The 22,077-nt window shown below is 59.7% G+C and carries 18 protein-coding genes and 1 pseudogene; 12 read left to right on the top strand and 7 right to left on the bottom strand.

Translation table 11 applies throughout. The features are described from left to right. Positions 1-149: 149 nt before the first annotated feature. Positions 150-441 (top strand): annotated as a pseudogene (locus tag IFT59_RS15685) (FCD domain-containing protein); the annotation flags it as partial. Positions 442-552: 111 nt separating this feature from the next. Here the strand turns inward: IFT59_RS15685 and IFT59_RS15680 are convergent. Then, positions 553-1,602: a DUF2278 family protein gene (locus IFT59_RS15680; protein ID WP_192087448.1), complete on the bottom strand. Its 1,050-nt coding sequence runs from the start codon at positions 1,600-1,602 to the stop codon at positions 553-555. Between the two features lie 171 nt (positions 1,603-1,773). Then, positions 1,774-3,240 carry a ComEC/Rec2 family competence protein gene (locus tag IFT59_RS15675; RefSeq protein ID WP_192087447.1) on the bottom strand — a complete coding sequence of 489 codons (1,467 nt, stop codon included), beginning with the start codon at positions 3,238-3,240 and terminating at the stop codon, positions 1,774-1,776. Positions 3,241-3,846: 606 nt separating this feature from the next. Between IFT59_RS15675 and IFT59_RS15670 the strand changes: the two genes are divergently transcribed. Beyond that, positions 3,847-4,875, top strand: a complete 1,029-nt coding sequence (locus tag IFT59_RS15670) for a four-carbon acid sugar kinase family protein (protein ID WP_192087446.1) — start codon at positions 3,847-3,849, stop codon at positions 4,873-4,875. A gap of 2 nt (positions 4,876-4,877) precedes the next feature. Next, positions 4,878-5,582, top strand: coding sequence for a FadR/GntR family transcriptional regulator (locus tag IFT59_RS15665; RefSeq protein ID WP_062459988.1), 705 nt, complete (start codon positions 4,878-4,880; stop codon positions 5,580-5,582). A 93-nt stretch (positions 5,583-5,675) separates the two neighbouring features. On the opposite strand, the gene IFT59_RS15660 is transcribed toward IFT59_RS15665, so the two are convergent. Genes IFT59_RS15660 through IFT59_RS15650 form a run of 3 tightly spaced genes read right to left on the bottom strand, consistent with a single transcriptional unit; the run spans position 5,676 to position 8,946 of the window. Continuing rightward, the gene (locus IFT59_RS15660) at positions 5,676-6,797 is read right to left on the bottom strand and encodes an iron-containing alcohol dehydrogenase (RefSeq protein WP_113166328.1); all 1,122 of its coding nucleotides are present in this window, start codon (positions 6,795-6,797) and stop codon (positions 5,676-5,678) included. Further along, positions 6,794-7,753 (bottom strand): 4-hydroxythreonine-4-phosphate dehydrogenase PdxA, encoded by a 960-nt coding sequence (pdxA, locus tag IFT59_RS15655; RefSeq protein WP_062459984.1) that lies wholly within the window; start codon positions 7,751-7,753, stop codon positions 6,794-6,796. The genes IFT59_RS15660 and pdxA overlap by 4 nt, the downstream gene beginning before the upstream one ends. Next, positions 7,750-8,946, bottom strand: coding sequence for a sialidase family protein (locus tag IFT59_RS15650; RefSeq protein WP_113166330.1), 1,197 nt, complete (start codon positions 8,944-8,946; stop codon positions 7,750-7,752). Before IFT59_RS15650 ends, pdxA begins: the two co-directional genes overlap by 4 nt. A gap of 348 nt (positions 8,947-9,294) precedes the next feature. Between IFT59_RS15650 and IFT59_RS15645 the strand changes: the two genes are divergently transcribed. From IFT59_RS15645 to IFT59_RS15625, 5 genes are all read left to right on the top strand, one after another. Then, the gene (locus IFT59_RS15645) at positions 9,295-10,812 is read left to right on the top strand and encodes an ABC transporter substrate-binding protein (protein WP_192087445.1); all 1,518 of its coding nucleotides are present in this window, start codon (positions 9,295-9,297) and stop codon (positions 10,810-10,812) included. A gap of 97 nt (positions 10,813-10,909) precedes the next feature. Beyond that, positions 10,910-11,824, top strand: a complete 915-nt coding sequence (locus tag IFT59_RS15640) for an ABC transporter permease (protein ID WP_192087444.1) — start codon at positions 10,910-10,912, stop codon at positions 11,822-11,824. A gap of 14 nt (positions 11,825-11,838) precedes the next feature. Continuing rightward, positions 11,839-12,768 (top strand): ABC transporter permease, encoded by a 930-nt coding sequence (locus IFT59_RS15635; RefSeq protein ID WP_446737836.1) that lies wholly within the window; start codon positions 11,839-11,841, stop codon positions 12,766-12,768. Continuing rightward, complete coding sequence (locus tag IFT59_RS15630; protein ID WP_192087442.1) at positions 12,761-14,386, top strand: ABC transporter ATP-binding protein; 1,626 nt, start codon at positions 12,761-12,763, stop codon at positions 14,384-14,386. Before IFT59_RS15635 ends, IFT59_RS15630 begins: the two co-directional genes overlap by 8 nt. Before the next feature lie 15 nt (positions 14,387-14,401). Continuing rightward, entirely contained in the window at positions 14,402-15,283 is an 882-nt protein-coding gene (locus IFT59_RS15625; protein WP_192087441.1) for a dihydrodipicolinate synthase family protein, read from the top strand. Between the two features lie 212 nt (positions 15,284-15,495). Here the strand turns inward: IFT59_RS15625 and IFT59_RS15620 are convergent, their stop codons facing one another. Further along, a complete protein-coding gene (locus tag IFT59_RS15620) occupies positions 15,496-16,395 on the bottom strand; it encodes a LysR family transcriptional regulator (protein WP_192087440.1) in 900 nt (299 codons plus the stop codon). A gap of 127 nt (positions 16,396-16,522) precedes the next feature. Between IFT59_RS15620 and IFT59_RS15615 the strand changes: the two genes are divergently transcribed. Next, positions 16,523-17,683, top strand: coding sequence for an L-talarate/galactarate dehydratase (locus IFT59_RS15615; protein ID WP_249407610.1), 1,161 nt, complete (start codon positions 16,523-16,525; stop codon positions 17,681-17,683). A gap of 11 nt (positions 17,684-17,694) precedes the next feature. On the opposite strand, the gene IFT59_RS15610 is transcribed toward IFT59_RS15615, so the two are convergent. After that, positions 17,695-18,720, bottom strand: coding sequence for a LacI family DNA-binding transcriptional regulator (locus tag IFT59_RS15610; RefSeq protein WP_062577739.1), 1,026 nt, complete (start codon positions 18,718-18,720; stop codon positions 17,695-17,697). A 240-nt stretch (positions 18,721-18,960) separates the two neighbouring features. On the opposite strand from IFT59_RS15610, the gene IFT59_RS15605 reads away from it, so the two are divergent. The 3 genes from IFT59_RS15605 to IFT59_RS15595 all read left to right on the top strand — a co-directional run bounded on the left by IFT59_RS15605 (position 18,961) and on the right by IFT59_RS15595 (position 22,034). Next, entirely contained in the window at positions 18,961-19,941 is a 981-nt protein-coding gene (locus IFT59_RS15605) for a Bug family tripartite tricarboxylate transporter substrate binding protein (protein ID WP_192087438.1), read from the top strand. Between the two features lie 62 nt (positions 19,942-20,003). Next, positions 20,004-20,483 (top strand): tripartite tricarboxylate transporter TctB family protein, encoded by a 480-nt coding sequence (locus tag IFT59_RS15600; protein WP_192087437.1) that lies wholly within the window; start codon positions 20,004-20,006, stop codon positions 20,481-20,483. A 51-nt stretch (positions 20,484-20,534) separates the two neighbouring features. After that, complete coding sequence (locus tag IFT59_RS15595; RefSeq protein ID WP_192087436.1) at positions 20,535-22,034, top strand: tripartite tricarboxylate transporter permease; 1,500 nt, start codon at positions 20,535-20,537, stop codon at positions 22,032-22,034. The last annotated feature ends 43 nt before the right edge of the window (positions 22,035-22,077 follow it).

Raw genomic sequence — 22,077 nt, 5'->3', positions numbered from 1 at the left:
GCTCCACCGCCTTGGAGCCCTCCATCTTGGGGTAAGGTCAAGTCGGGGCGGCAGGACGGCTCGTCAACATAAGCCGTCCCGTCGCAAACGGAGCGAGCGTTGCTCTTCCACCATCGCCAGCTTCCTCACATTCAAAAGCGCTGAACTCTGACATCATCGAACACCAACGCCGATCCATGGGAAAAGCCGAGGAGTTTATCGCAGCAGATATGCAGTTTCACACGCGCATCGCGCAGATCACCGGAAACCCGATCTTAATTGCAGTCAGTGAAGCGATGCTGGCATGGCTGATGACCTATTACACGGACGTGCTCATCTGGACCGGCAAGGAGAAATTCACGCTGGTTGAGCATGAAGAGCCTCCATCGACTGGCGGCTAAGGATGTTGGCGGTGCGGTCCTTACGCACCTTGGACGGTCGAGGGCATCGTACACGCGATAGCAAGACCATAAAGGGACGGATGTTCTGACGGCAGGTCGATGGTTCTCGTCCGTTAAACTTGAAGGCTCGGAAGCGGATGTCGCGATAGCGCTTCTCTGTGGTAAAGTTTGGTCACGGCTGAAATGGAATGGTTCGCCCAGGTTGGCGCGCCTGACCCTTGGTGTATGAAACGCCATGCACCTTGACGCCATCGACGTTCAACAGAGTTATGATCCCTCCCTTGTTAGACAAAGCGGCTGGTGACTTGATCTCGATGCTCATGGTCGCGCCAGCAGCGATCGTGCCGGACAGCGTCATCGTATTCTTCTGCTTATCCTTGATCATCCATCCATCGAGCTGAACGGCAACGTCGGCCGTATTCAGTAGGGTGACGGTCTCGCGTTCGGGGGTGCGCACGTCGTTGACAAGTGCTGCGATGATCCGCACCAGTCCATCAGGAACGTCAAACGGCGGAATTCGGTCGCGATCGACCGGCGTATGTGGCTCACCATCGTGATCTGGATTGGCCGGGACGATCGGATCGGCGCTATCGTCGTCGGAATGCCAAGCTTGCGTCTGAAACTTGAGGAAGATCGCCACCCACTGGTTTTCGTTCGGGAATTCGAAAATCAGCGCACCATCTTGGAATTTGCCGTTGTCGCCCGCGAATTTACCGGGCGGGTTACCCTGGTTCATATGGATATCATGAATGCCGCGACCTGGCTTAAAACCGAAATACTTGTCCGCTTTGTCGGGTTCTGGACCCCAGGTTTCGCCAAATGCATAGATCCACGAATCTTCATCGGACATGGCGCGCTGTACATAAGCGTCGATCTTTTCGTTCAGGTCGTTGTCTGGCCCTGTGGCTGAAAGCGGCAAGGGCTTTAGCTCCCAAGGCTGCATGAGATTGCTCCGAATGAAGTCGAGAGCGATGCCATCTGGAACGCTTCCTGCGCGGTGAAGCCCCTCGGACAACGCCGCAATCTCTTCCGTGATCGGATGCTCAAAGGCCGAGCGGACCAAGAACTGTACTTCGCTCCCGTCCTGTGATCTGACATTGATCGCAATGCGATGCATGGTTCCGTTTTCGGATACCAAAACCTGATAGTGGGGATTTGCGCCTGTTGCGAGGCGGTTGTTCGTCGGACGTCCCTTCAGGACGGCGTAGTTTTTCAGCGGCATGTCAGGGCTCCCACAGTTAGAATTCATCGAATAGCAGTGTCGTGACAATTGCAGGTTGGTTGATCGGCTTGAGAACGACAGTTTCTGTAAAGTCTGACGTCCTCCGTTTGCGAGTGGATCAGTCAAAATGACAGGGCAAGCCAACGCGCCGCGTGCCTGCGGCAGTTTAGCCTAAAGCTTTGGCGCCGCCCGCCTCACGGCTTTTGCTGCGAACGAAATCTCGCCTGTGGCCGAGACCTTAAATCGATACGCCTCGTTCATAAATTTCTTGCCTGAGTGAGTGAAAGCGAGCACCCGCTCACCATCTGTCCTAACGTGAGAGATACCGAAATTGGTTCGCTCAAAAGCGAACACCTTCCTCGCGGCATCCTTGGGGTCATTCACAGAGCCAAGGACCTTGAAAAAAGCCGCGAGCTCAGTGCAGAATATGATGGAAGGTGTTGTTCGCCCGGCTTTTCCAAGAGCTGCTATAAGAGTGGCGCGTGGGTGAATGTATTCCTTAGCTTCGCTCTCGTCTCCTGACGAAATCAATGACACGACCGGAGAGACCTCCTTGAGAAACTCCATGTCGAAGTCGGCGGACCCATGGTGAGGCGCCTTCAGGATTTCCGCGCGGACGGCTGCACCGGGTAGCGCCTCTCGAAACCGTTGCCCGGCCTCCTGGTTCATGTCGCCGGTAAAAAGAAACCGAACGTTGCCGTAGCGGAGACGGAAGTTGATCGAATGTCCGTTGATCGTATGAGACGCGGAGGGAGAGCCAACCTTGGCGGCGACAGTCCCTAACATGAGATTTGCATCGTCCGGTGGTTCACCCAAAAACCGCAAGCCGACATCCTTGTCGATAATATCGGTAATGGGGCCAAGAAGCTCCACCGAGATATTGTCGGCGGCGAGAAAGTCGAAGGCACCTACACTTGTGTGATCAAGACGCCGCTTCTCAATCGGCTTCCCGGTTGCGCGTTCGACGCGTGGTCCCCACGCTTCGAGGGTCTCGACCCAAGTGTTGAACTTCCCGTTTCTGTCAACTTCCGGGACGGTAGCTTGATCGTCCACGAGGTCGACAATGAATATCCTTCCATCTGCCTCTACGGTCCTGCCGAACATCTCGGTTTCTTTTCGGCGTTCGCCGGTAAGCTTCTTCAGCGGGCGTTTCACGATGCCATTGTGAAAAATCCGCTTCGGGGCGACAAATATCCGCTTTTGAGGTCTCGTATGGGTTTCCGACTTTCGCAGTTCGGTAAGGCCATCAAAATGGTCGGCGTCACCGTGCGTGATGAGAATGAGATCGACAATCAGTGGATCGTCATCGCTTGTTTTCGGAAATCGCGCATTGGCATGCCGAGCAAAGAGCTGGTTGTCGCCGCCGTCGATGAAGATCACTTTACCGCTCGGCGTTTCGATGATCAGGCCATCGCCTTGCTGGACGTCGACCATCGACAGACGGAGCAATGCATCCGACCGAAGTCGAGCCCGCCCATCGATAAATCCTCGGTCTACAACTCCCCGGAGACCGACGATCTCAACCTCTTTTTTGCCCTCTGGCTCAGACAGGACATTGCAGCCATCACCCCAGTAGTACTGGGCTTCCGAACCGTCGGGTCGCCGAAGATTTACGATGTCGTCATCAAGATATTGCATCGAAACTCCTCCACAGAGAACGATCAGCAACAAAAGTTTAGATTAGTATTCTATCGAGTCAACTAGAGTCTAATATTAAAATCGTTCAAAAGCAGTCATCAGTTATTCATAAGGTTCAAGAATATTGTATTTATCAATGCCATATAAAAAGAGTGACTGAACTCCGTCAAAGATGCGAAGCATAGGCCTTTGGTGCGGATCGCAGCGGTTTGCGCTTGCCTTGTCGGGTGGCGGATCGCGCACCATGCTCTCTCGGTGTCCTGCTGAGGCGGGCAGTCAGGCAGGAGCATCAGTGTTATGTAAAGCAGCCGCGTGACGGCTGACGGCTCCTAAACCGATCGACCGTGTCTCAAATGGACGCGATCCAAGCCTGCCTCGATCTGGCAATTTGTGCGACAGATAGCAAGCTGAGGCTGTAGGAATGCTCCAGACGAAGACGCTCGCCAAGATTCGCAATGTCGACGAAAAAGTCGAGCAGCGCGTCAGCTGGCCCAGTCACGTCGTGGTCGACGGTGGCCTTACATTTGTCATTTCACTCCATACCCATGTTGACTCATAAGCGCTTTTCCGTGGTATAAAGCTTACAACATAAGTAGGTGGAGGCGTATGTTAGTCATTCTTGCGGACGACCTGACCGGTGCGCTCGACTCGGCGGCGCCTTTTGCCGGGCGAGGTATTCGCACCGACGTGGCGCTCAACCTTGATGCAATTACTGGGATCGTCGCCGATCGCCCCGCTGTGCTGTCCATCAACCTCAACACCCGCGAAACAAGTGCCGGCGACGCACGTGCCGCCACGGCTGCGGCAATCGCCTTGCTGCCGCCGGGAACGCGGCTGTTCAAGAAGGTCGATTCCCGCCTCAAGGGAAATATCGTTGCCGAACTGGACGCCATCCCTTTCACCCATGCCCTCGTTGCGCCTGGGATACCAGAGTTCGGTCGGGTCGTTGCGAACGGATGTGTCACCGGCTTTGGTATCGACGCTCCGATCGTGATCGCCGACAGGCTCGGTGCGCACACAGCTCGTTCCCATATCCCTGACGCTAGCTCAGCCGCCGACATGGACGTTGCGCTCGACGTCGCTGAGAACAACGGGACCGATCTGCTGATCGGCGCTCGCGGTCTTGCAGAAGCGCTCGCCCGTCGCATGACGAACAAGGTCGACGCGAAGGCAGCGACCATCCCTTCCGGTCCGATCACATTTGTCATCGGTTCGCGCGATCCGATCACGCTTGCGCAGATCGACGCCCTGCGCAACGGCCACAGCCTGACGTATCTGCCTGCGCCGAACGGCCGGCTGGACGCGGAAAGTGGGACAAGACCTGATCTGATGCTCGTGCAGGCGACACCGGGTGAGGAAGAGGTCGATGCGCAGCTTGTGGCGGAAGCTCTGGCTGACGGCGTGCACGAGAACCTTGCCGGTTACGACGGAACGCTGCTTCTCTCCGGTGGAGCGACGGCCGAGGCGGTGCTGCGTCGGCTGGGCCTGTCGAGGCTGCGTCTGCATGGCGAATGCCTGCCGGGTCTTGGTCTTGCGTCGGCACAAGGGCGCTGCATTATTGCAAAATCGGGTGGCTTCGGTCATCCCCATACGTTGAAGCAAATTGCAGACATGGTCCTGCGAAAGGCAGGTTGACGATGGGACTGGAAACGGGAACCGCCCGCAAGGGCCTTGCGGATATCGTGTTCGAGCGGATGTTGCGCGCAATCAAGTCCGGTGCGTACAAGCCCGACGAGCGCCTGCCGACGGAACACGATCTGGCCGCCGAATTCGAGGTGTCCCGACCCGTCATCCGCGAAGCACTGAAACGGCTGCGCGACCAGAGCCTGATCTATTCAAGGCGCGGTGCCGGCAGTTTCGTCCGCTCGGTGGGCTTGCGCAATCCCCTCGGTTTCGGCCAATTGGAAAACGTCGCAGACCTTCTCAACTGTTACGAATTCCGCCTGACGATGGAGCCGGCTGCCGCCGCTGCCGCTGCCGCCCGTCACGATGCCGACAGTCTGAAGGCGATCCGCCAGGCGCTCGAACTGCTGCGCGATGCCACGAACCGTCAGTCACACCGCGAGGATGCCGACTTTCAGTTCCACCTCGCCATCGCCCGCGCCGCGCAGAACAATTATTTTACCACCGCCATGGAAGCCCTGAAGGATCATATTGCCGTCGGCATGAAATTTCACGGCGCCTCGATCAAGCGGGAAGCGTCCGGCCTGTCGCGCGTATTTGGCGAGCATGAAGCGATTGCGACGGCGATCGCCAACAGCAACGAGGATGATGCGCGCCGTCTGATGTTCGAGCATCTGAAGGGATCGCGGGAGAGGCTCTTTCAGTCGTCGCATCTGTAGGCTCGATCTTGAGGATCGCGAGCGATTTGACTTCGGTATGAGACGCAAAAGGCGGCGCTTGGCGGCACCGCCTTTTTCACTGGAGCGAGGTTCTCAGAAGCTCGCGCGATAGATCGCCAGAACGTCATCCACGCTCATATCGGCCGGGTTGTTGTCCATGAGGCGACGGATGGCATGCGCATCTGCGGCAAAGCGCGGAAGATCGGCTTCGGTCGCGCCATGTTTTGCCAATGACATCTCGATGCCGAGATCAGCACAGAAGCCATAGGCCTGCGCGGACAGGTCGGCCTGCGAGAGATTTTGGCCTAGCCCCAGCGCCTGTGCTACTTCCGCAGTCTTGTCCTTTGCCACTGGCGCGTTGAACGCCAAGACGTGGGGAAACACGATGGCATTGGCCAGTCCATGCGGCAGATGCAGCAGCGTGCCGAGCGGATAGGCGATGGCATGGCCTGCCGCGGTATTGACAGGCCCGAGGCAGATGCCGCCGTAATAGGACGCCAGCATCAGCCCTTCGCGGGCCTCACGATCTGCGCCGTCCTTGACCGCGCGGCCCAAGAACTTGCCGACGAGGTGAATGCCCATGCGCGCAAAACCGTCGATCATCGGATGCGAACGCTTGCTGGTGAAGGCCTCGACGCAATGCGCCATCGCATCGACTCCGGTTGCAGCGGTGACCGCCGGCGGAACCGAGTAGGTGAGTTCCGGGTCTAGCACTGCAAGATCGGCGATCAGGTGAGGGGATTCGACGGCAATCTTCGCGCCCTTTACGGGATCGGTGATCAGCGAGCGTATGCCGGCTTCGGAGCCTGTTCCAGCCGTGGTGGCAACCTGCGCCAGGCGCGTGCTGCGCCCCGCCACTTTGTTGGGTCCTGCGACATCGGACAGGGTCTGCTCGCTATCCCAAAGGGCCGCGACAAGCTTGGCCACGTCCATGACGGAACCGCCGCCGAGGCCGACGACGAGATCCGGCTTTGCGGCGCGCGCTGCCGCCAGTGCGGCATCAAGCGTTTCGATCTCCGGCTCGCCTGGAATGGCGTCGAACAGGGTAACCTTGCCCGGCAGTTTCAACCGGTCGACGAAACCAGCGGTAATCGGTGTTGCGATTACCAGCGCGGAGGAAACCGCTCCAGCCCAGTTGCCGACCTCGCCGACGCTACCGGCGCCGATGACAAGTCGTTTTGGTTGATGCAAGACGATTAATGGAGCGCTGCTCATGTCTGCTCTCCCTTGCCGCCGGCTACCAGCTTGCGGGCATAGGCGATGGCCGACAGCATGTTGCCGTGGTTGGCAATGCCCTTGCCGGCAATGTCGAAGGCTGTGCCGTGGTCGACGGATGTGCGGTCGATCGTGAGATCGACAGAGACGTTTACGGCCGTATCGAAAGCGACGAGCTTGATCGGGATATGGCCCTGATCGTGGTATTGCGCGACGACCAGGTCGAAGCCGCCGGAATAGGCACGGTGGAACACGGTGTCTGCCGAGATCGGGCCGTAGGCGTCGATGCCTTCGGCGCGGGCGGCAGCCACAGCCGGCGCGATCTGGTCGTCATCCTCGGTGCCGAACAGGCCGTTTTCACCGCAATGCGGATTGATACCGGCGACGGCGATGCGCGGACGCTCGTAACCGGTGCGCTTCAGGTGATTGTTGCCGGCCTTGATGGTGGCCAGCACCCGTTCGGTGGTGGCGCGGCGGATCGCTTCCTGCAGCGAGACATGGGTGGAAACGTGGATGACCTTCAGCTTTTCCGAAGCGAGCAGCATATAGGCGGCTGCCGATTTCGTCAGGCTGCGCAGCATACCCGTATGGCCGTCGTAGTGATGGCCGGCAAGGTTGAGCGCTTCCTTGTTGATCGGGGCTGTCACAATGCAGCCGATCACGCCGGCTTCGGAATCGCGCACGGCCTTTTCGATAAAGCGGAAAGCTGCATCGCCGGCGACCGGTGAAAGCTGCCCCCAGGGTAGCGGTGCCCCTTCGATCGGCAGGTCAACGACATAGGCCGCAAGATCGATCTCGACGTTCAGCGCCTTGCGGGCGGCTTCCAGCGTCGGCAGGTTTCCGTAGATGCGGGTGACGGCACGATCCGCGTCGCTCATTTCGGCAAGCGCCCGTACCGTGATCTCGGGTCCGACGCCGCAGGGGTCACCCATGGTGATGCCGATGATGTTGCTCATGCTTGTTCTCCCGCTGCTGAACTGGCCCAGCCTGGCGCCAGACGAACGTATTTGATGGCGCGCCTGTAATAGGTGTAGGCGATATGAAGACTGCCGTCGTTACCCTCAAGCAGCGACGGATAGGACATTTCCTTGTTGTGACCGTCGATCGAATTGTTCGACAGGCAGGTGCCGGGACCATCCTCGATGATGATCCGCTGCGAGAAGCTTTTTGCTCCGTCGTCGGAAATGCAGACGGCAACCGGCGCACGGGGCACACCCCAGATCGGCACGCAGCCGCCATCCGGATTGGCATCCGGCCGGTCGTCGCCTTCGCCCAACTCGTCGTAAAGCGAGGCGCGGCGGTCTGTGGACATGTCCGCATTGGTCGGGTTGCAGATCATCGCGATACGGCCATCCTGCAGGCGGGTTGCGGCGATCGATGAATTGTTGTTGGGAACGTCGGTCGCTTCGGGCGCGGACCATGTACGGCCGCCGTCGACACTCTCGGTGCGATAGACGAAATCGGCCTGCCTGCGGCGGAACACGGCGGCGTACTTGTTGTCTCCTATGGACACCGGGCTCATATGGACGCAGCCGGTCGACTGATCGAGGTCGTCCAGACGCCAAGTTTTGCCGTGATCTTCGGAAATGCCGAGGGCTGCGCGATCATGGCTGCCGTTCCATTTCTGGCCAGGACGCTGGATGCAGCGGAAGATCGGCAATAGCCAGGCTCCATCGTCGCGAACGGTCAGCGGTGCTCGAACGAAGCAGCCGCGCGGCAAATCGAGATAGCGTCCATCGCTGACCGTCAGTTTGGTCGCGTCACCGGCATCGCGATTTACCTCCGCCATGCGGATACGGCATTCGTCCTGATTGCCTGAAGGCTGAGACGTGTGGAACAGGAGCAGGCCGCCTTCAGGTGCCGCAAACAGAACCGGGTTCTGTTCGGAATGGGCGGGGTCGAAACTCAACCGCTGCGGCTCGCCCCATGTGTCAGACCCCGGCGCCAGAACGGAAGCAAAGATCGAGATATCCGACTTGCCTTCCAGCGTGCCGCCGAACCAGGCGCAGATCAGCGCGCCGTCTTTGGCAAGGTGCAGGAATGAGGCATGGTTCTGGATCATCGGGGAAGCCAGCGTGGCCTCGTGTCGTCCATTTCCGACGGCTTTCACCGTGCCGGTCATGACGGTTGCAATCTGTTCAGGCGTCATCGGCGTCTCCTCTTGCCCCCGTGAAAATCACCAAAATAACAAAGTTGTCAAGTTTGAAAGACGTTGAAATTTGAAGATTGAGGCCAGTTCTTCAGCCTCATCATCATGATAATAAATGGATTTATCCTCACGAAAGTTTGTCCAAATCCTATAGCGGAATAATTAATTTGACAAACTTGGTCAGACATCAGATGGTCTGCGTCAGCCCGCTTACGGCGACGAAACGGACGGAGGCATCCCGACCGACGCACAGGGCCACACGGAGGAATGCCTGAAGCGCACAGTCGGGAGACCATCGCAAGATGAGCACTGACCAGTGCGATCCGCAGCTAGAGGGAGGAGAATGACATGAAAACTTCGCATCTATTTGGAGCCTTTCTGTGCTCCGTCCTTGCACTTGGTACCGGTTTTTCTCCGGCGCAGGCTGCGTCGAGCGACATCAAAATCGTCTTGCCTGAGGAAGCCGACCTGCTTGAGCCCTGCATGGCGACGCGCTCCAATATCGGCCGCGTCATCATGGAGAATGTCAGCGAAACGCTGACCGAGCTCGATGTGCGCGGCAAGCAGGGCGTTATGCCGCGGCTCGCCGAAAAGTGGGAGCAGACCGGCGACGGCACCTGGCGCTTTCATTTGCGCCAAGGCGTGACATTCTCCGACGGAAAAGCCTTTGGCGCCAAGGACGTCAAATACAGCTTCGATCGCATTTTCAGCGACAAGAACATCTGCGAATCCCGCCGTTACTTTGGCGGCATGAAGTTCGACGTAAAGATCGTCGACGACACCACCATCGACTTCAAGGTCGATCCGGTTCAGCCGATCCTGCCGCTGCTGCTGTCGCTCGTGACCATCGTTCCCGAGGGCACGCCGCTCGAATTCATCCGCGAGCCGGTCGGCACCGGCCCGTACAAGCTGTCCAACTGGACACCGGGCCAGCAGATCGTGCTCGACGCGCGTGACGACTACTGGGGCAAGAAGCCCGCCGTTACCAAGGCCACCTACCTTTTCCGTTCCGATCCGGCCGTGCGCGCCGCCATGGTTCAGACCGGCGAAGCGGATCTTGCTCCGTCGATCTCGCAGGTGGAAGCGACCAACGAGAAGACGGACTTCTCCTATCTCGACAGCGAAACCGTTTATCTTCGCATCGATGGCAATATCGCGCCGCTCAATGATGTCCGCGTCCGCAAGGCGCTGAACCTCGCCATCGACCGGGAGGCCTTTATCGGCACGCTCGTGCCGCAGGACGCGGTTCTCGCAACGGCGCTTGTGCCGCCGACGACACTCGGCTGGAATCCGGATGTGAAAGTTTTCCCGTACGATCCGGACGAGGCGAAGAAGCTGCTCGATGAGGCAAAAGCTGACGGTGTTGCAGTCGACACGCCGATCACCGTCGTCGCGCGGACGGCCAATTTCCCGAACGTGACGGAAATCATGGAAGCCATCCAGGCTCAGTTGCAGGATGTCGGCTTCAAGATCGACCTCCGGTTTGTCGAAGTAGCCGAGCACGAGGTTTACTACTCGAAGCCGTTCAAGGAAGGTCGCGGTCCGCAGATCGTTGCCGCCATGCACGACAATTCCAAGGGTGATCCGTCCTTCACCATGTTCTTCAAATACGACTCGAAGGGCACCCAGTCGGGTTATTCCGATCCGAAGGTCGATGACCTCGTGTCCCGCGCCTCCGCTGCCACTGGTGATGAACGTGCAAAGCTGTGGTCGGAGCTGATCGCCTACGTCCACGACGATCTCGTCGCTGACGTTCTGCTCTTCCACATGGTTGGTTATTCCCGCGTGTCCGAACGTCTCGACTTCAAGCCGAGCATCGCCACCAACTCGATGCTGCAGCTCTCCGAGATCGGCATCAAGAACTAACGCGGACCATACTCCGAGGACGTATTCTGATCGTCCCAATCGAAGTGAAATGGGCGGCGCTCCTGCCGCCGTCCATTCCAGCAAGATCGAGGTCACCATGCTCACTTTCGTTCGCAAGCGCGCCTTTGCCAGCCTCATCTCGCTCGTCGGGTTGCTGGTCATGGTGTTTTTCCTGTCGCGCCTGACAGGCGATCCGGCTTCCCTGTTTCTCCCCGTCGAAGCGTCCGCCGAGATGAAGGCCGAGTTTCGTGCGCTGCACGGTCTCGATCAGCCACTTCTCGTGCAGTTCGGACAGTATGTCGGCAATGTCGTCACCGGCGATCTTGGCGAGAGCCTGCGCAAGGCGCGCCCGGCGCTCGATGTCGTTCTCGAAGCCTTCACCTGGACGTTGTGGCTTGCCGTCATCACCATGACGCTGGTCACCATCGCGGCCATCGTCGTCGGCTCGCTGGCTGCGTTTCGAACCGGCGGCTTTTTCGACCGGTTTTCGTCGATGGTGTCGCTGATCGGTGCTTCCGTCCCGGATTTCTGGCTCGCGATCGTCGCAATCGTGGTGTTTGCCATCCAGCTGTCCTGGCTGCCGACCTCGGGCACCGGCACGCTCTCGCACTGGATCCTGCCGATCTGCGTTCTGTTCGTGCGCCCCTTCGGTATCATCGTTCAGGTGGTCCGCGGCTCGATGATTTCGGCGCTGTCTTCGCCTTATGTGAAGACGGCCCGCGCCAAGGGCGTCAAGTCGGGGCCGATCATCTTTATCCACGCCCTGCGCAACGCCATGCTGCCGGTCATAACCGTCATCGGCGATCAGGCTGCCAGCCTTCTCAACGGCGCGGTCATCGTCGAAACCATCTTCGGTTTCCCGGGCGTCGGCAAGCTCATGATCGACAGCATCCTGCAGCGAGACTTCAACGTCGTGTTGGCGGCGATCCTTGTCACCGCTTTCGCCATCTTCCTCATGAACCTCGTGATCGATCTTGCCTACGCTCTGCTTGATCCACGCATCCGCTACTGAGGATCGACATGACAATGGCCGTCCCATCCCCCACGCCCGACAATACCATCGCCGCCGAGCCGGGCTTCTTCGTCCGCATGGCGCGTATGCTGTGGGCCGACAAGTTCGCGCTCTGCGCCGCGATATTTCTGGTGTTCGTCATTGTGATGGCGATCATCGGCCCGACCCTTCTCGATGATCTCGCGACCAAGCAGAACCTTCGCGGCCGCAATCTGGCACCGTTCGATTTCAGCCGCGACTGGTTTATGTGGCTCGGAGCCGATGCGCTGGGTCGCCCGCTCTGGCCGCGCATCATTGTCGCCACGCAAAACACGATCATGGTCGCTGCCGGTGCCGTGCTGATCTCCGCTGTCATCGGCACGCTGCTTGGCTTGATCGCCGGCTTCGCGTCGGAGCGAACGAGCCAGATCATCATGCGTATCGCCGACGTCATCATGTCCTTCCCGTCGCTGCTGGTCGCGGTGATCGTGCTCTATATTCTCGGCTCCTCCATCCTCAACCTGATGCTGGTCCTGTCGATCACCCGTATTCCGGTCTATCTGCGCACCACCCGCGCGGAGGTTCTCGAAATCAAGAGCCGCATGTTCGTGCAAGCCGCCCGTGTCATGGGCGCATCGTCGAAGCGTATCCTCTTTCGCCACATCCTGCCCGTCGTCTTCCCGACGCTGATGACGCTTGCCACGCTCGACTTCGCCTATGTGATGCTGGCCGAAAGCGCACTTTCGTTCCTTGGCATCGGCATCCAGCCGCCGGAAATCACCTGGGGCCTGATGATTTCTCAGGGGCGCCAGTACCTGACCAATGCCTGGTGGCTGTCCTTCTGGCCCGGGCTTGCAATCATTCTGACCACGCTGTCGCTCAACCTTCTGTCCAACTGGCTGCGTATCGCGCTCGACCCGGTCCAGCGCTGGCGCCTGGAAATGAAAGGATCGAAAAATGGCTGATCATCTTCTCGAGGTCCGCGATCTCTCCGTCGACTTTCACACCGTGACCGGCACCGTCCACGCCGTACGCAACATCTCCTACTATCTGGACCGTGGCGAAACGCTCGCCATCCTCGGCGAAAGCGGTTCTGGCAAATCGGTATCGTCAGCGGCGATCATGAACCTGATCGACATGCCGCCGGGCAAGATCACGTCCGGCGAGATCCTTCTCGACGGCAAGGATCTCTTGAAAATGTCGGGGGAGGCTCGCCGCGCGGTCAACGGCCGGCGCATCGCGATGATTTTTCAGGATCCGCTCAGCCACCTCAACCCGGTCTATAGCGTCGGCTGGCAGATGCGCGAGGCGCTAAAAACCCACGGCATCAGCACCACACAGGCGCAGGCCGAAGCCTTGCGTCTCTTCAAGCGCGTGGCGCTGCCGGATCCTGAAGCTGCGCTCGACAAATATCCGCACGAGTTTTCCGGCGGCCAGCGTCAGCGCGTCATGATCGCCATGGCGCTGGCGCTCAAACCCGACCTGCTGATTGCCGATGAGCCGACCACCGCGCTCGATGTCACCGTGCAGGCGGAAGTGCTGGCACTTTTGAAGGAATTGCAGCGCGAAACGGGAATGGGTGTTCTGATCATCACCCACGATCTCGGCGTCGTCTCTGAGGTCGCCGACCGCGTCGTCGTGATGGAAAAGGGCCAGCTTGTCGAGAGCGGTACGGTGCGCGACGTCTATCGTAACCCGCAGCATGCCTACACGAAAAAGCTGATTGCGGCTGCACCCGGCAAGGGCGACATGCATGAGCCGGACGCACACGGCGCATCGATCCTCAGCGTCAAGGATGTCCGCAAGTTCTATGGGGGCTTCGAAGCGCTGAAGGGCGTGTCCTTCGAGCTGAAGCCGGGTGAAACCGTCGCCGTCGTTGGCGAAAGCGGGTCGGGAAAATCGACGCTTGCCCGCGTGCTGTTGCGCCTCGAAGAGCCGGATGGTGGCACCGCGCGCTGGAAGGGCAAAGACCTGTTCACGATGTCGCCGGGCGACCTGTTCAAGCTGCGCCGTGATCTGCAGATGGTGTTTCAGGACCCGACCCAGTCGCTCAACCCGCGCATGACGGTCTACCAGCTGATCTCCGAGGCCTGGGTCATCCACCCGGAAATCCTGCCCAAAGCCAAGTGGCGGGCGCGCGCCGCCGAACTGCTCGATCAGGTCGGCCTGTCGCCCGAGCATATGGGGCGTTACCCGCACCAGTTTTCCGGCGGTCAACGCCAGCGCATCGCCATTGCCCGCGCCCTTGCGCTCGAGCCGCAACTGATCGTTTGCGACGAGGCCGTGTCGGCACTCGACGTGTCTGTCCAGGCGCAGGTGATCCGGCTGCTCGACGGCTTGCGCAAGAAGATGGGCATCGCCTTTATCTTCATCGCCCACGACCTGCCGCTGGTGCGCGATTTCGCCGATTACGTGATGGTCATGCAGAAGGGCGAGGTCGTCGAGTTCGGCACTGTCGCGCAGGTCTTCGACAATCCGCAAATGCCCTATACGCAGGCGCTTCTTGCCGCGAGCCTCGATCCGGATCCGGATGTGCAGGCCGCAAACCGCAATGCGCGCCTCGCACGCGTTTCCCAGATTTGATCCCGGAGTAGAATAATGACCAAGAAAGCCTTCGTCGCGATCGTGACATGCTTCAACGACGACGAGACCATCAATTACGAGGCCACGCGCGCCCAGGTGCGCCGCCAAGTGGCGGCCGGCAACAACATCATGTGCGCCGGCACCAATGGCGATTTCTCGGCGCTGACCCACGGCGAAAAGATCAGGCTGCTCGAGGAAGTGGTCGACGAAGTCGGCGGTAAGGTCGATGTCATCGTCAATGCCGGCATGCCCGCGACATTCGAGACGCTGCAGCTTGCTAGGGAATTCGACCGGATCGGCGTGACCGGCATCGCCGTCATCACGCCGTTCTTCATCGCCTGCACGCAGGATGGCTTGGTCCGCCACTTCTCGACGGTCGCTGATGCGGTCGACACCCCGGTCTATCTCTATGACATTCCCGCCCGTACCCAGAACCATATCGAGCCGGAAACCGCCCGCAAACTGGCGACCCACGGTAATATCGCGGGCATCAAGGATTCCGGTGGCGCGCAGGAAACGCTCGCCGCCTATCTTCAGGTCTCCAAGGACGTCGACGGTTTCGAAGTCTATTCCGGTCCCGACCATCTGGTGCTCTGGGCGCTGCAGAACGGCGCTGCGGGCTGCATTTCCGGTCTCGGAAACGCTATGCCTGACGCCTTGGCCGGCATCGTCGGCGGATTCAATTCAGGCGATATCGCAGAAGCCGAACGTCAGCAGGACATCTACACCGCTTTCCGAACCGATCTCTACGCCCACGGCTTCCCGCCGGCCATGGTCAAGCGCGCGCTCTACCTGCAGGACCCCTCCGTCGGCGCCAGCCGCCAGCCGGCGCTGCTGCCAAATGCCGAGCAGGATGCCCGCATCGGCGAAACGCTGAAGACGTTCGGACTGCTGTAAGCTACGACTGAGAGTTCGAAGGCCCGGACAGGAACGCTGCTGCAGTCATGCAGCGCTGACGGATCCTGATGCTGCGATCACCTATTCTGGGGCACTCAGCCACAAAGAGTGGGGTCAGGCAGCACGAGGCCCGATTAACGATCCAAGACTCGTCCGAGAACTGGATTGGCGAGAGATGGTCTTGAAATCGAGCGTCGACTGCCTCTGCAGATCTAGCTGGAGAGATCACGCACTGCGGAGCTTCCAACAAGAGCGCGAATCTCCGGCAATAGCGGATTGCGGTTTTCGCTGCTCCATATGGCGTGCAGTTCCGCAATGCATTCCTGCCTGAGGTCGAGCGGGCGGAAGACGACGTTGTCGAAGCATGCGTGGCGGGTTGCTGCGGGGACGAGGGCGAGGCCGATGCCGGCGCTCACCAGCGACAGGATTGCCTGTGAATGCGTCATGCTCTGGACGATATGGGGCGTGATGTTGTTGTCGGTCATCAGTGCCGTGAGCTTGTCGTGCAGATAGCGGGCCTGGGGTGAGAACATGATGACCGGTTCGCCGTTCAGCGCCTCCAGCGTGGGCCTTCGACGCGATGCCAGCGGGTGTGCCCGCGGGATGGCCAGCATCATCGGTTCCTGCACAACGCACAGGCTTTGCAATTGATGCGCGCCGGAAAGCGGGCGGGAGAAGCCGAGGTCGACATCGCCGCGATTGATGGCCTGCAACTGTTCGGCCGTTTCCATCTGCACCAGGTCGAGTTCGATCTGCGGCGTCAGCGTCCGGGCGGCTGATATGAAGCGCGGCAGAAAGCCGTAGGTTGCGGCGCCGACGAAAGCGATCCGGATGGAGCCGGCGCTGCCACGGGCGGCGCGACGTGTCGCCGTTATCGCTGCATCACCTTGTGCCAGAAGCTTTTGCGCTTCTGCGAGAAACGCGAGGCCCGCCGGGGTCAGCGTGACGCGCCGGCTGTTGCGCTCGAAGAGCGTCACGTCGAGTTGCTGTTCCAGCAGCCTGATCTGCCGGCTGAGTGGCGGCTGGGTCATGTTCAACTGTCGCGCGGCACGGCTGAAATTGAGTTCCGACGCGACCGCGACGAAGGATTTCACCTGAACCATATCGAGCATCTATTCAATTCCTGTATCGCTGAGCGACAATTTTCGATTTGGACTTAACTTGATTGAACGCGTATTCGTCAAGCAGGACGCTCCTTGCGGGCAAAGGACCAGACGGGGTGGAGAGATGGACGCGCACTTGGAAACGAAGACTGCATCGCAAACCGTTGTTGAGGCGGATAGCATTGCCTGGATCAAGCTGTCTTCGGTCTTCCTGCCGCTGAAGACACCGATCAGTGATGCGAAGGTGCTGACCGGGCGGCAACGCCCGCTCACCGAAGTGGCGTTCCTGTTTGCCGAGATCGAGACGAAGCATGGCCATTCCGGTATAGGGTTCAGCTATTCCAAGCGCGCCGGAGGACCTGGCCAGTACGAGCATGCCAAGGAAATTGCCGATGTGCTGATTGGCGAGGATCCGAACGATATCGGCAAGCTGTGGAACAAGCTGTGCTGGGCGGGGGCATCGGTTGGGCGCAGCGGGCTTGCGGTGCAGGCGATCGCGGCTTTTGATGTGGCGCTGTGGGACCTCAAGGCCAAGCGCGCAGGACTGCCCCTCGCAAAACTGCTGGGAGCGCATCGCGATAGCGTGCAGTGTTACAATACTTCTGGTGGGTTTCTCTCTTCTCCGATCGAGGAGGTTCTCGAGAATGTCGAACAGTCGATTGCCGACGGTATCGGCGGTATCAAGATCAAGGTGGGCCAGCCCGACCTAGCACTCGACCTCAAGCGAGTTGCTGCCGTGCACGAGCGTATCGGCGAGCGGGCGGCGATGATGGTCGATGCCAACCAGCAATGGGACCGCCCGACCGCCATGCGCTTCGGCCGCCTGATGGAGCCCTATCACCTGACCTGGATCGAGGAGCCGCTGGATGCCTATGACGTCGAGGGGCATGCCGCGCTTGCCGCCCAGTTCGATACGCCCATCGCCACCGGTGAGATGCTCACAAGTGTGCTGGAGCATGTGGCACTGATCCAGAACAATTCGGTCGATTTCATCCAGCCGGACGCCCCGCGAGTGGGCGGCATCACACCGTTTCTGAAGATCTGTGCGCTGGCCGAGACAAAGAAACTCCAGCTCGCCCCGCATTTCGCCATGGAGATCCATCTGCATCTTGCCGCAGCCTATGAGCTGGAGCCGTGGGTGGAGCATTTCGACTGGCTCGATCCGCTGTTCAACGAACGGCTCGAGATCAGAGATGGGCGCATGCTGGTACCAAACAGTCCGGGCCTCGGGATCACGCTTTCGGAACAGGCTGCCCACTGGACACGCGGCACGGCGGAGTTCGGCAAGCGGGCCTGAGGCACTGAGACTCAGGCGGTTCCACGGACAACGATGTGAAAATCGATATTGATCATCGCTTCCACATCCTTGCCGCCAGCAATCTTTCTGAGGATCGACTGGGCCGCTTTGGTTCCGATATCGCGGCGATCGATGCGCACGGTGGTCAGCGGCGGGTGGGTGTGAGGCGCAAAGTCGAAATCACCGAACCCGACAATGGCAAGTTCGTCCGGCATGCGGCATCCGCGGGCGTAAGCTTCCGCCAGTGCCCCGTGGGCAACCACGTCCGACGAGCAGAAGACCCCGAGAGTTCCCTTTCCGCGATCGAGAAGCTGCGCCATCGCCAGCCTTCCGTCGCGGAAGGTGGAGGGCGAATTCATTTCCAGGTCCGGCAGTTCGACATCGGCGACGCCTCTCAGGCGGCTGACGAAACCATCGCGGCGCTGGACGGCGCGGGGATCGTTGGCGCCGACCTGTGCGTAACGGTCATATCCCCGGATGAGAAGATGCTCGGCAACCAGTGCGCCGACAGCGGCATGCGAAAACCCGACGGCAGTATCAAGCGGCGAGGGTGTCGAATCCCAGATCTCGACGATTGGTAGGCCGGCGCCCGTCAGCATCGCCCGGGTTTCCTTGAGATGTGTGATGCCGGTAAGGATCACGCCATCGGGCCGGCGAGCGAGAATGGCTCGGGTCAGTTCCAGTTCGCGCGCTGGCTCATAGCCGGAGAGGCCGAGCAGAAGCTGATAACCGGCAGAGACCAGTTCGGCATTGAGGCCCTCGATCGTTTCGGCAAAGATGGTGCTGGCCACAGAGGGAACGATCGCGGCGATGAGCCTGGTCCTTCGGGAAGCAAGGCCGCCCGCGAGAAGATTGGGCACATAGCCCGTCCTCGCAATGACTTTCTCGATCGCCTCCAGCGTTCGTGGTTTGACCAGAGCGGGCGTGTTGATGGCACGGGACACAGTGACAGGCGAGACCCCTGCGAGCTTCGCGATATCGGCAAGTGTCACCGGGCTGTTGCTCGTCATGCGCTTGCTATTGAAATCGTCTGTCATCGTGAACGTCCCTCTCAAAATGAGTTACGCTTTCATTTTAGAACTAATCAAGTGCGAACAGGATAAATTGTACTGTCAGGTGCGTATCAATCTGATTCCAAACAATTTTAAATTTTCTCTTCGAGGTTGCGGGTGGAGATTTTGACGATAGAATGAAAGCGCTTCCATTTCTTCGGGAGGAGGATTTCGAAGAGTGGTTTAATGGGACCGGCCAGATACCGGACAAGTGGAGGAAGTATTATGAACCTCAAGCGTTTGATGACGCTGGCGGCCGCTACGGCCGCGATATCTGTGGCCGGCTTGACGGGTAGCCGCGCACAGGACTATCCGACAAAGACCGTGACCGTCGTCGTTCCGTTTGCGGCCGGTGGCAATACCGACACATTCGGCCGCCTCGTCGCGGAAGAACTCGACAAGCGGTTGGGCCAGCGTTTCATCGTTGAGAACAAGCCAGGCGCCGGCGGCAATATCGGCCTTGGCGATCTCGCCCGCTCCAAGCCCGATGGCTACACGATCGGCATGGGGACAGTGAGCTCGAACGCGATCAACCAGACACTTTACAAGAACCTGCCTTACGACCGGGAAAAGGGCTTTGCGCCGATTTCGCTGATCGCCAGCCTGCCAAACGTGCTTGTCGTCAACACGGACAAGATCAAGGCGAACACTGTCGAGGAACTGGTCGCGTTCCTGAAAACGGAGCCGGGCAAACATACCTACGCTTCGTCAGGTGTCGGCACATCGATTCACCTTGCAGGTGAGCTGCTCGCGACAAAGACCGGCATCAAGATCACGCATGTCCCTTACAAGGGCAGCAGCCAGGCAATCTTGGACGTTGTCGCCGGACATGTGGATATGATGTTCGACAATATTCCCACGGCCGCACAGCAGGTAAAAGCCGGCAAGGTAAAGGCGCTGGCCGTCACCAGTCTGGAAAAGGCCAATCTGCTCGCTGACGTGCCGACCATGGCAAGCGTCATCCCCGGCTTCGAGGCAACCTCCTGGCACGGGCTCTTTGCGCCTCCCGGCACACCGCCGGAAATCGTCGAAAAGCTCAGCAAGGAAGTGCAGGCGATCATTGCCGATCCCGCGATGAAGGCAAAGCTCGAAGCGATGGGCGTGACACCTGTCGGCAACACGTCTGCCGAGTTCCAGGCTTTCATCGACAAGGAAACGGCGAAGTGGGCCGAAGTCATCAAGGCCGCCAACGTGCCGCTGCAGTGAGACCATCTGCCGGCCGGATCTAGTCTCCGGCCGGCACATCTTTCACACCCGAGTATCAAGCCATGCTGAAAATTAGAAACGGCCGCGACTTCGTCGGCGGCGTGACGATGATCTGCGCCGGACTGCTCTTCATCTGGTTCGGCCGCGAACTCGAAGTCGGCACCTCGTTCCAGATGGGCCCCGGCTATTTCCCGATCATGCTGAGCCTGCTCCTGATCGGGATCGGTGGGCTGATCATCGTGCAGGCGATGATGGTTGGCGTCGAGGCGAGCGAGCCGGAGGTCTGGAACTGGAAGGCCTATGCCTTGGTGATTGCGGCGCCGGTCGCCTTCGGCCTGCTGCTCGCGGGCCTTGGTCTTGCGCCTACGATGTTCCTCATGATCGTCGGGGTCGCGACCGCAAGCAGATACGCAAACTGGCGGCACTCGATCCTGCTCGGACTGTTTCTCGCGGTCTGTTCCTCTCTGCTTTTCACAAAACTCCTTTCGCTTCCTGTCAGCGCCTTCGGCCCATGGGTGCCCTTTATCGGCGAACTCATCTGACGCTCGCATCTGATGCCTTAGGGCAGCCGACGAAACCGGATTGGATTGCATATGGATCTCTTATCTAACCTCTGGCTCGGCGCCTCGACCGCCTTCATGCCGATGAACCTGTTCTACGGCTTTGTCGGCTGTCTCCTGGGCACCGCGATCGGCGTGCTGCCGGGCCTCGGCCCGACGGCCACGATCGCCATGCTTTTGCCGATCACCTTCGGACTGCCGCCGGAATCGGCCCTCATTATGCTCGCCGGTATTTTCTACGGCGCCCAGTATGGCGGCTCGACGACGGCGGTGCTCATCAACCTTCCCGGCGAAAGCTCGTCCGTCGTCACCGCGATTGACGGTTACCAGATGGCCCGAAACGGCCGCGCCGGAGCAGCGCTTGCGACCGCAGCTCTCGGATCCTTCTTCGCCGGCACAGTTGCGACGATCCTGCTTGCGGTCGCAGCACCGCCGCTTGCCGCGGTCGCCCTCAATTTCGGGCCGGCGGAATATTTCTCGCTGATGGTTCTCGGCCTCGTCGCGTCCGTGGCGCTTGCCAGCGGATCGCTGCTCAAGGCATTCGCGATGATCGTGTTCGGACTGATCCTCGGCACGGTCGGGACAGACGTCGAAAGCGGAACGCCGCGCTATGTCTTCGACATTCCGGAACTCTATGACGGACTGAATTTCGTCGCCGTCAGCATGGGCATATTCGGCATCTGCGAAATCCTGCGCAATCTGGAAAGCGAGCAGGAACGCTCCGTCGGCGTCAAGAAGGTGACCGGCCTGATGCTGACCAAGGAGGATTTCAAGCGGATTATCGCGCCGGTCCTGCGCGGCACAGCACTCGGTTCCTTCCTCGGCGTGCTGCCGGGTGGCGGGGCGATGCTGGCATCGTTTGCCTCTTACGCCGTGGAAAAACGGATCTCTCCCAACCGGGCCGAATTCGGCAAAGGGGCGATCGAGGGTGTGGCTGCGCCCGAAGCGGCCAACAATGCCGGCGCGCAAACCTCGTTCATCCCCATGTTGACGCTTGGCATTCCCGGCAACCCGGTGATGGCGCTGATGGTGGGCGCAATGATCATCCAGGGCATCACGCCCGGCCCGAACGTCATCTCAGACGAGCCGGAGCTGTTCTGGGGCATGATCGTCTCGATGTGGTCGGGCAATCTGATGCTCGTTATCCTCAACCTGCCGCTGATCGGGCTCTGGGTGCGGATGCTGACGGTCCCCTATCATTTGCTGTTTCCGGCCATCATCGGCTTCTGCTGCATCGGCGCCTACAGCATCAACAACAGCGTGTTCGACGTCTTCGTCATGGCAGGCTTCACCGTCGTCGGTTTCGCGCTCAGCAAGATGCGCTTCGAACCGGCGCCGCTGCTTCTCGGTTTCATTCTCGGACCGATGCTGGAAGAGAACCTGCGTCGCGCGATGCTGATCAGCCAGGGTGATCCGTCGATCTTCGTGCGCAGCCCGCTCAGCCTGTCGCTGCTGATCTTCGCCGTCGCCGTTCTCGCGCTCGTTCTGGCGCCGAGCATCAGCCGCAAACGCGAAGAGGCGTTTACCGAATAAGCGATCGAATTGATCTTGGAAGATTGCCCTCGCGGCACGGGAG

The organism is Rhizobium sp. CFBP 8752 (genome assembly GCF_014842035.1).
Lineage (GTDB): Bacteria > Pseudomonadota > Alphaproteobacteria > Rhizobiales > Rhizobiaceae > Neorhizobium > Neorhizobium soli.
This window is presented reverse-complemented; position numbering and strand designations above follow the sequence as displayed.

Bases quoted from the DNA above. Each gene is read 5' to 3' on its own strand.
- IFT59_RS15605 (WP_192087438.1), top strand. From the start codon at position 18,961: ATGAACCTCAAGCGTTTGATGACGCTGGCGGCCGCTACGGCCGCGATA.
- IFT59_RS15675 (WP_192087447.1), bottom strand. From the start codon at position 3,240: ATGCAATATCTTGATGACGACATCGTAAATCTTCGGCGACCCGACGGT.
- IFT59_RS15625 (WP_192087441.1), top strand. From the start codon at position 14,402: ATGACCAAGAAAGCCTTCGTCGCGATCGTGACATGCTTCAACGACGAC.
- IFT59_RS15670 (WP_192087446.1), top strand. From the start codon at position 3,847: ATGTTAGTCATTCTTGCGGACGACCTGACCGGTGCGCTCGACTCGGCG.
- IFT59_RS15635 (WP_446737836.1), top strand. From the start codon at position 11,839: ATGGCCGTCCCATCCCCCACGCCCGACAATACCATCGCCGCCGAGCCG.
- IFT59_RS15665 (WP_062459988.1), top strand. From the start codon at position 4,878: ATGGGACTGGAAACGGGAACCGCCCGCAAGGGCCTTGCGGATATCGTG.
- IFT59_RS15610 (WP_062577739.1), bottom strand. From the start codon at position 18,720: ATGACAGACGATTTCAATAGCAAGCGCATGACGAGCAACAGCCCGGTG.
- IFT59_RS15600 (WP_192087437.1), top strand. From the start codon at position 20,004: ATGCTGAAAATTAGAAACGGCCGCGACTTCGTCGGCGGCGTGACGATG.
- IFT59_RS15660 (WP_113166328.1), bottom strand. From the start codon at position 6,797: ATGAGCAGCGCTCCATTAATCGTCTTGCATCAACCAAAACGACTTGTC.
- pdxA (WP_062459984.1), bottom strand. From the start codon at position 7,753: ATGAGCAACATCATCGGCATCACCATGGGTGACCCCTGCGGCGTCGGA.
- IFT59_RS15595 (WP_192087436.1), top strand. From the start codon at position 20,535: ATGGATCTCTTATCTAACCTCTGGCTCGGCGCCTCGACCGCCTTCATG.
- IFT59_RS15650 (WP_113166330.1), bottom strand. From the start codon at position 8,946: ATGACGCCTGAACAGATTGCAACCGTCATGACCGGCACGGTGAAAGCC.
- IFT59_RS15620 (WP_192087440.1), bottom strand. From the start codon at position 16,395: ATGCTCGATATGGTTCAGGTGAAATCCTTCGTCGCGGTCGCGTCGGAA.
- IFT59_RS15680 (WP_192087448.1), bottom strand. From the start codon at position 1,602: ATGCCGCTGAAAAACTACGCCGTCCTGAAGGGACGTCCGACGAACAAC.
- IFT59_RS15640 (WP_192087444.1), top strand. From the start codon at position 10,910: ATGCTCACTTTCGTTCGCAAGCGCGCCTTTGCCAGCCTCATCTCGCTC.
- IFT59_RS15645 (WP_192087445.1), top strand. From the start codon at position 9,295: ATGAAAACTTCGCATCTATTTGGAGCCTTTCTGTGCTCCGTCCTTGCA.
- IFT59_RS15630 (WP_192087442.1), top strand. From the start codon at position 12,761: ATGGCTGATCATCTTCTCGAGGTCCGCGATCTCTCCGTCGACTTTCAC.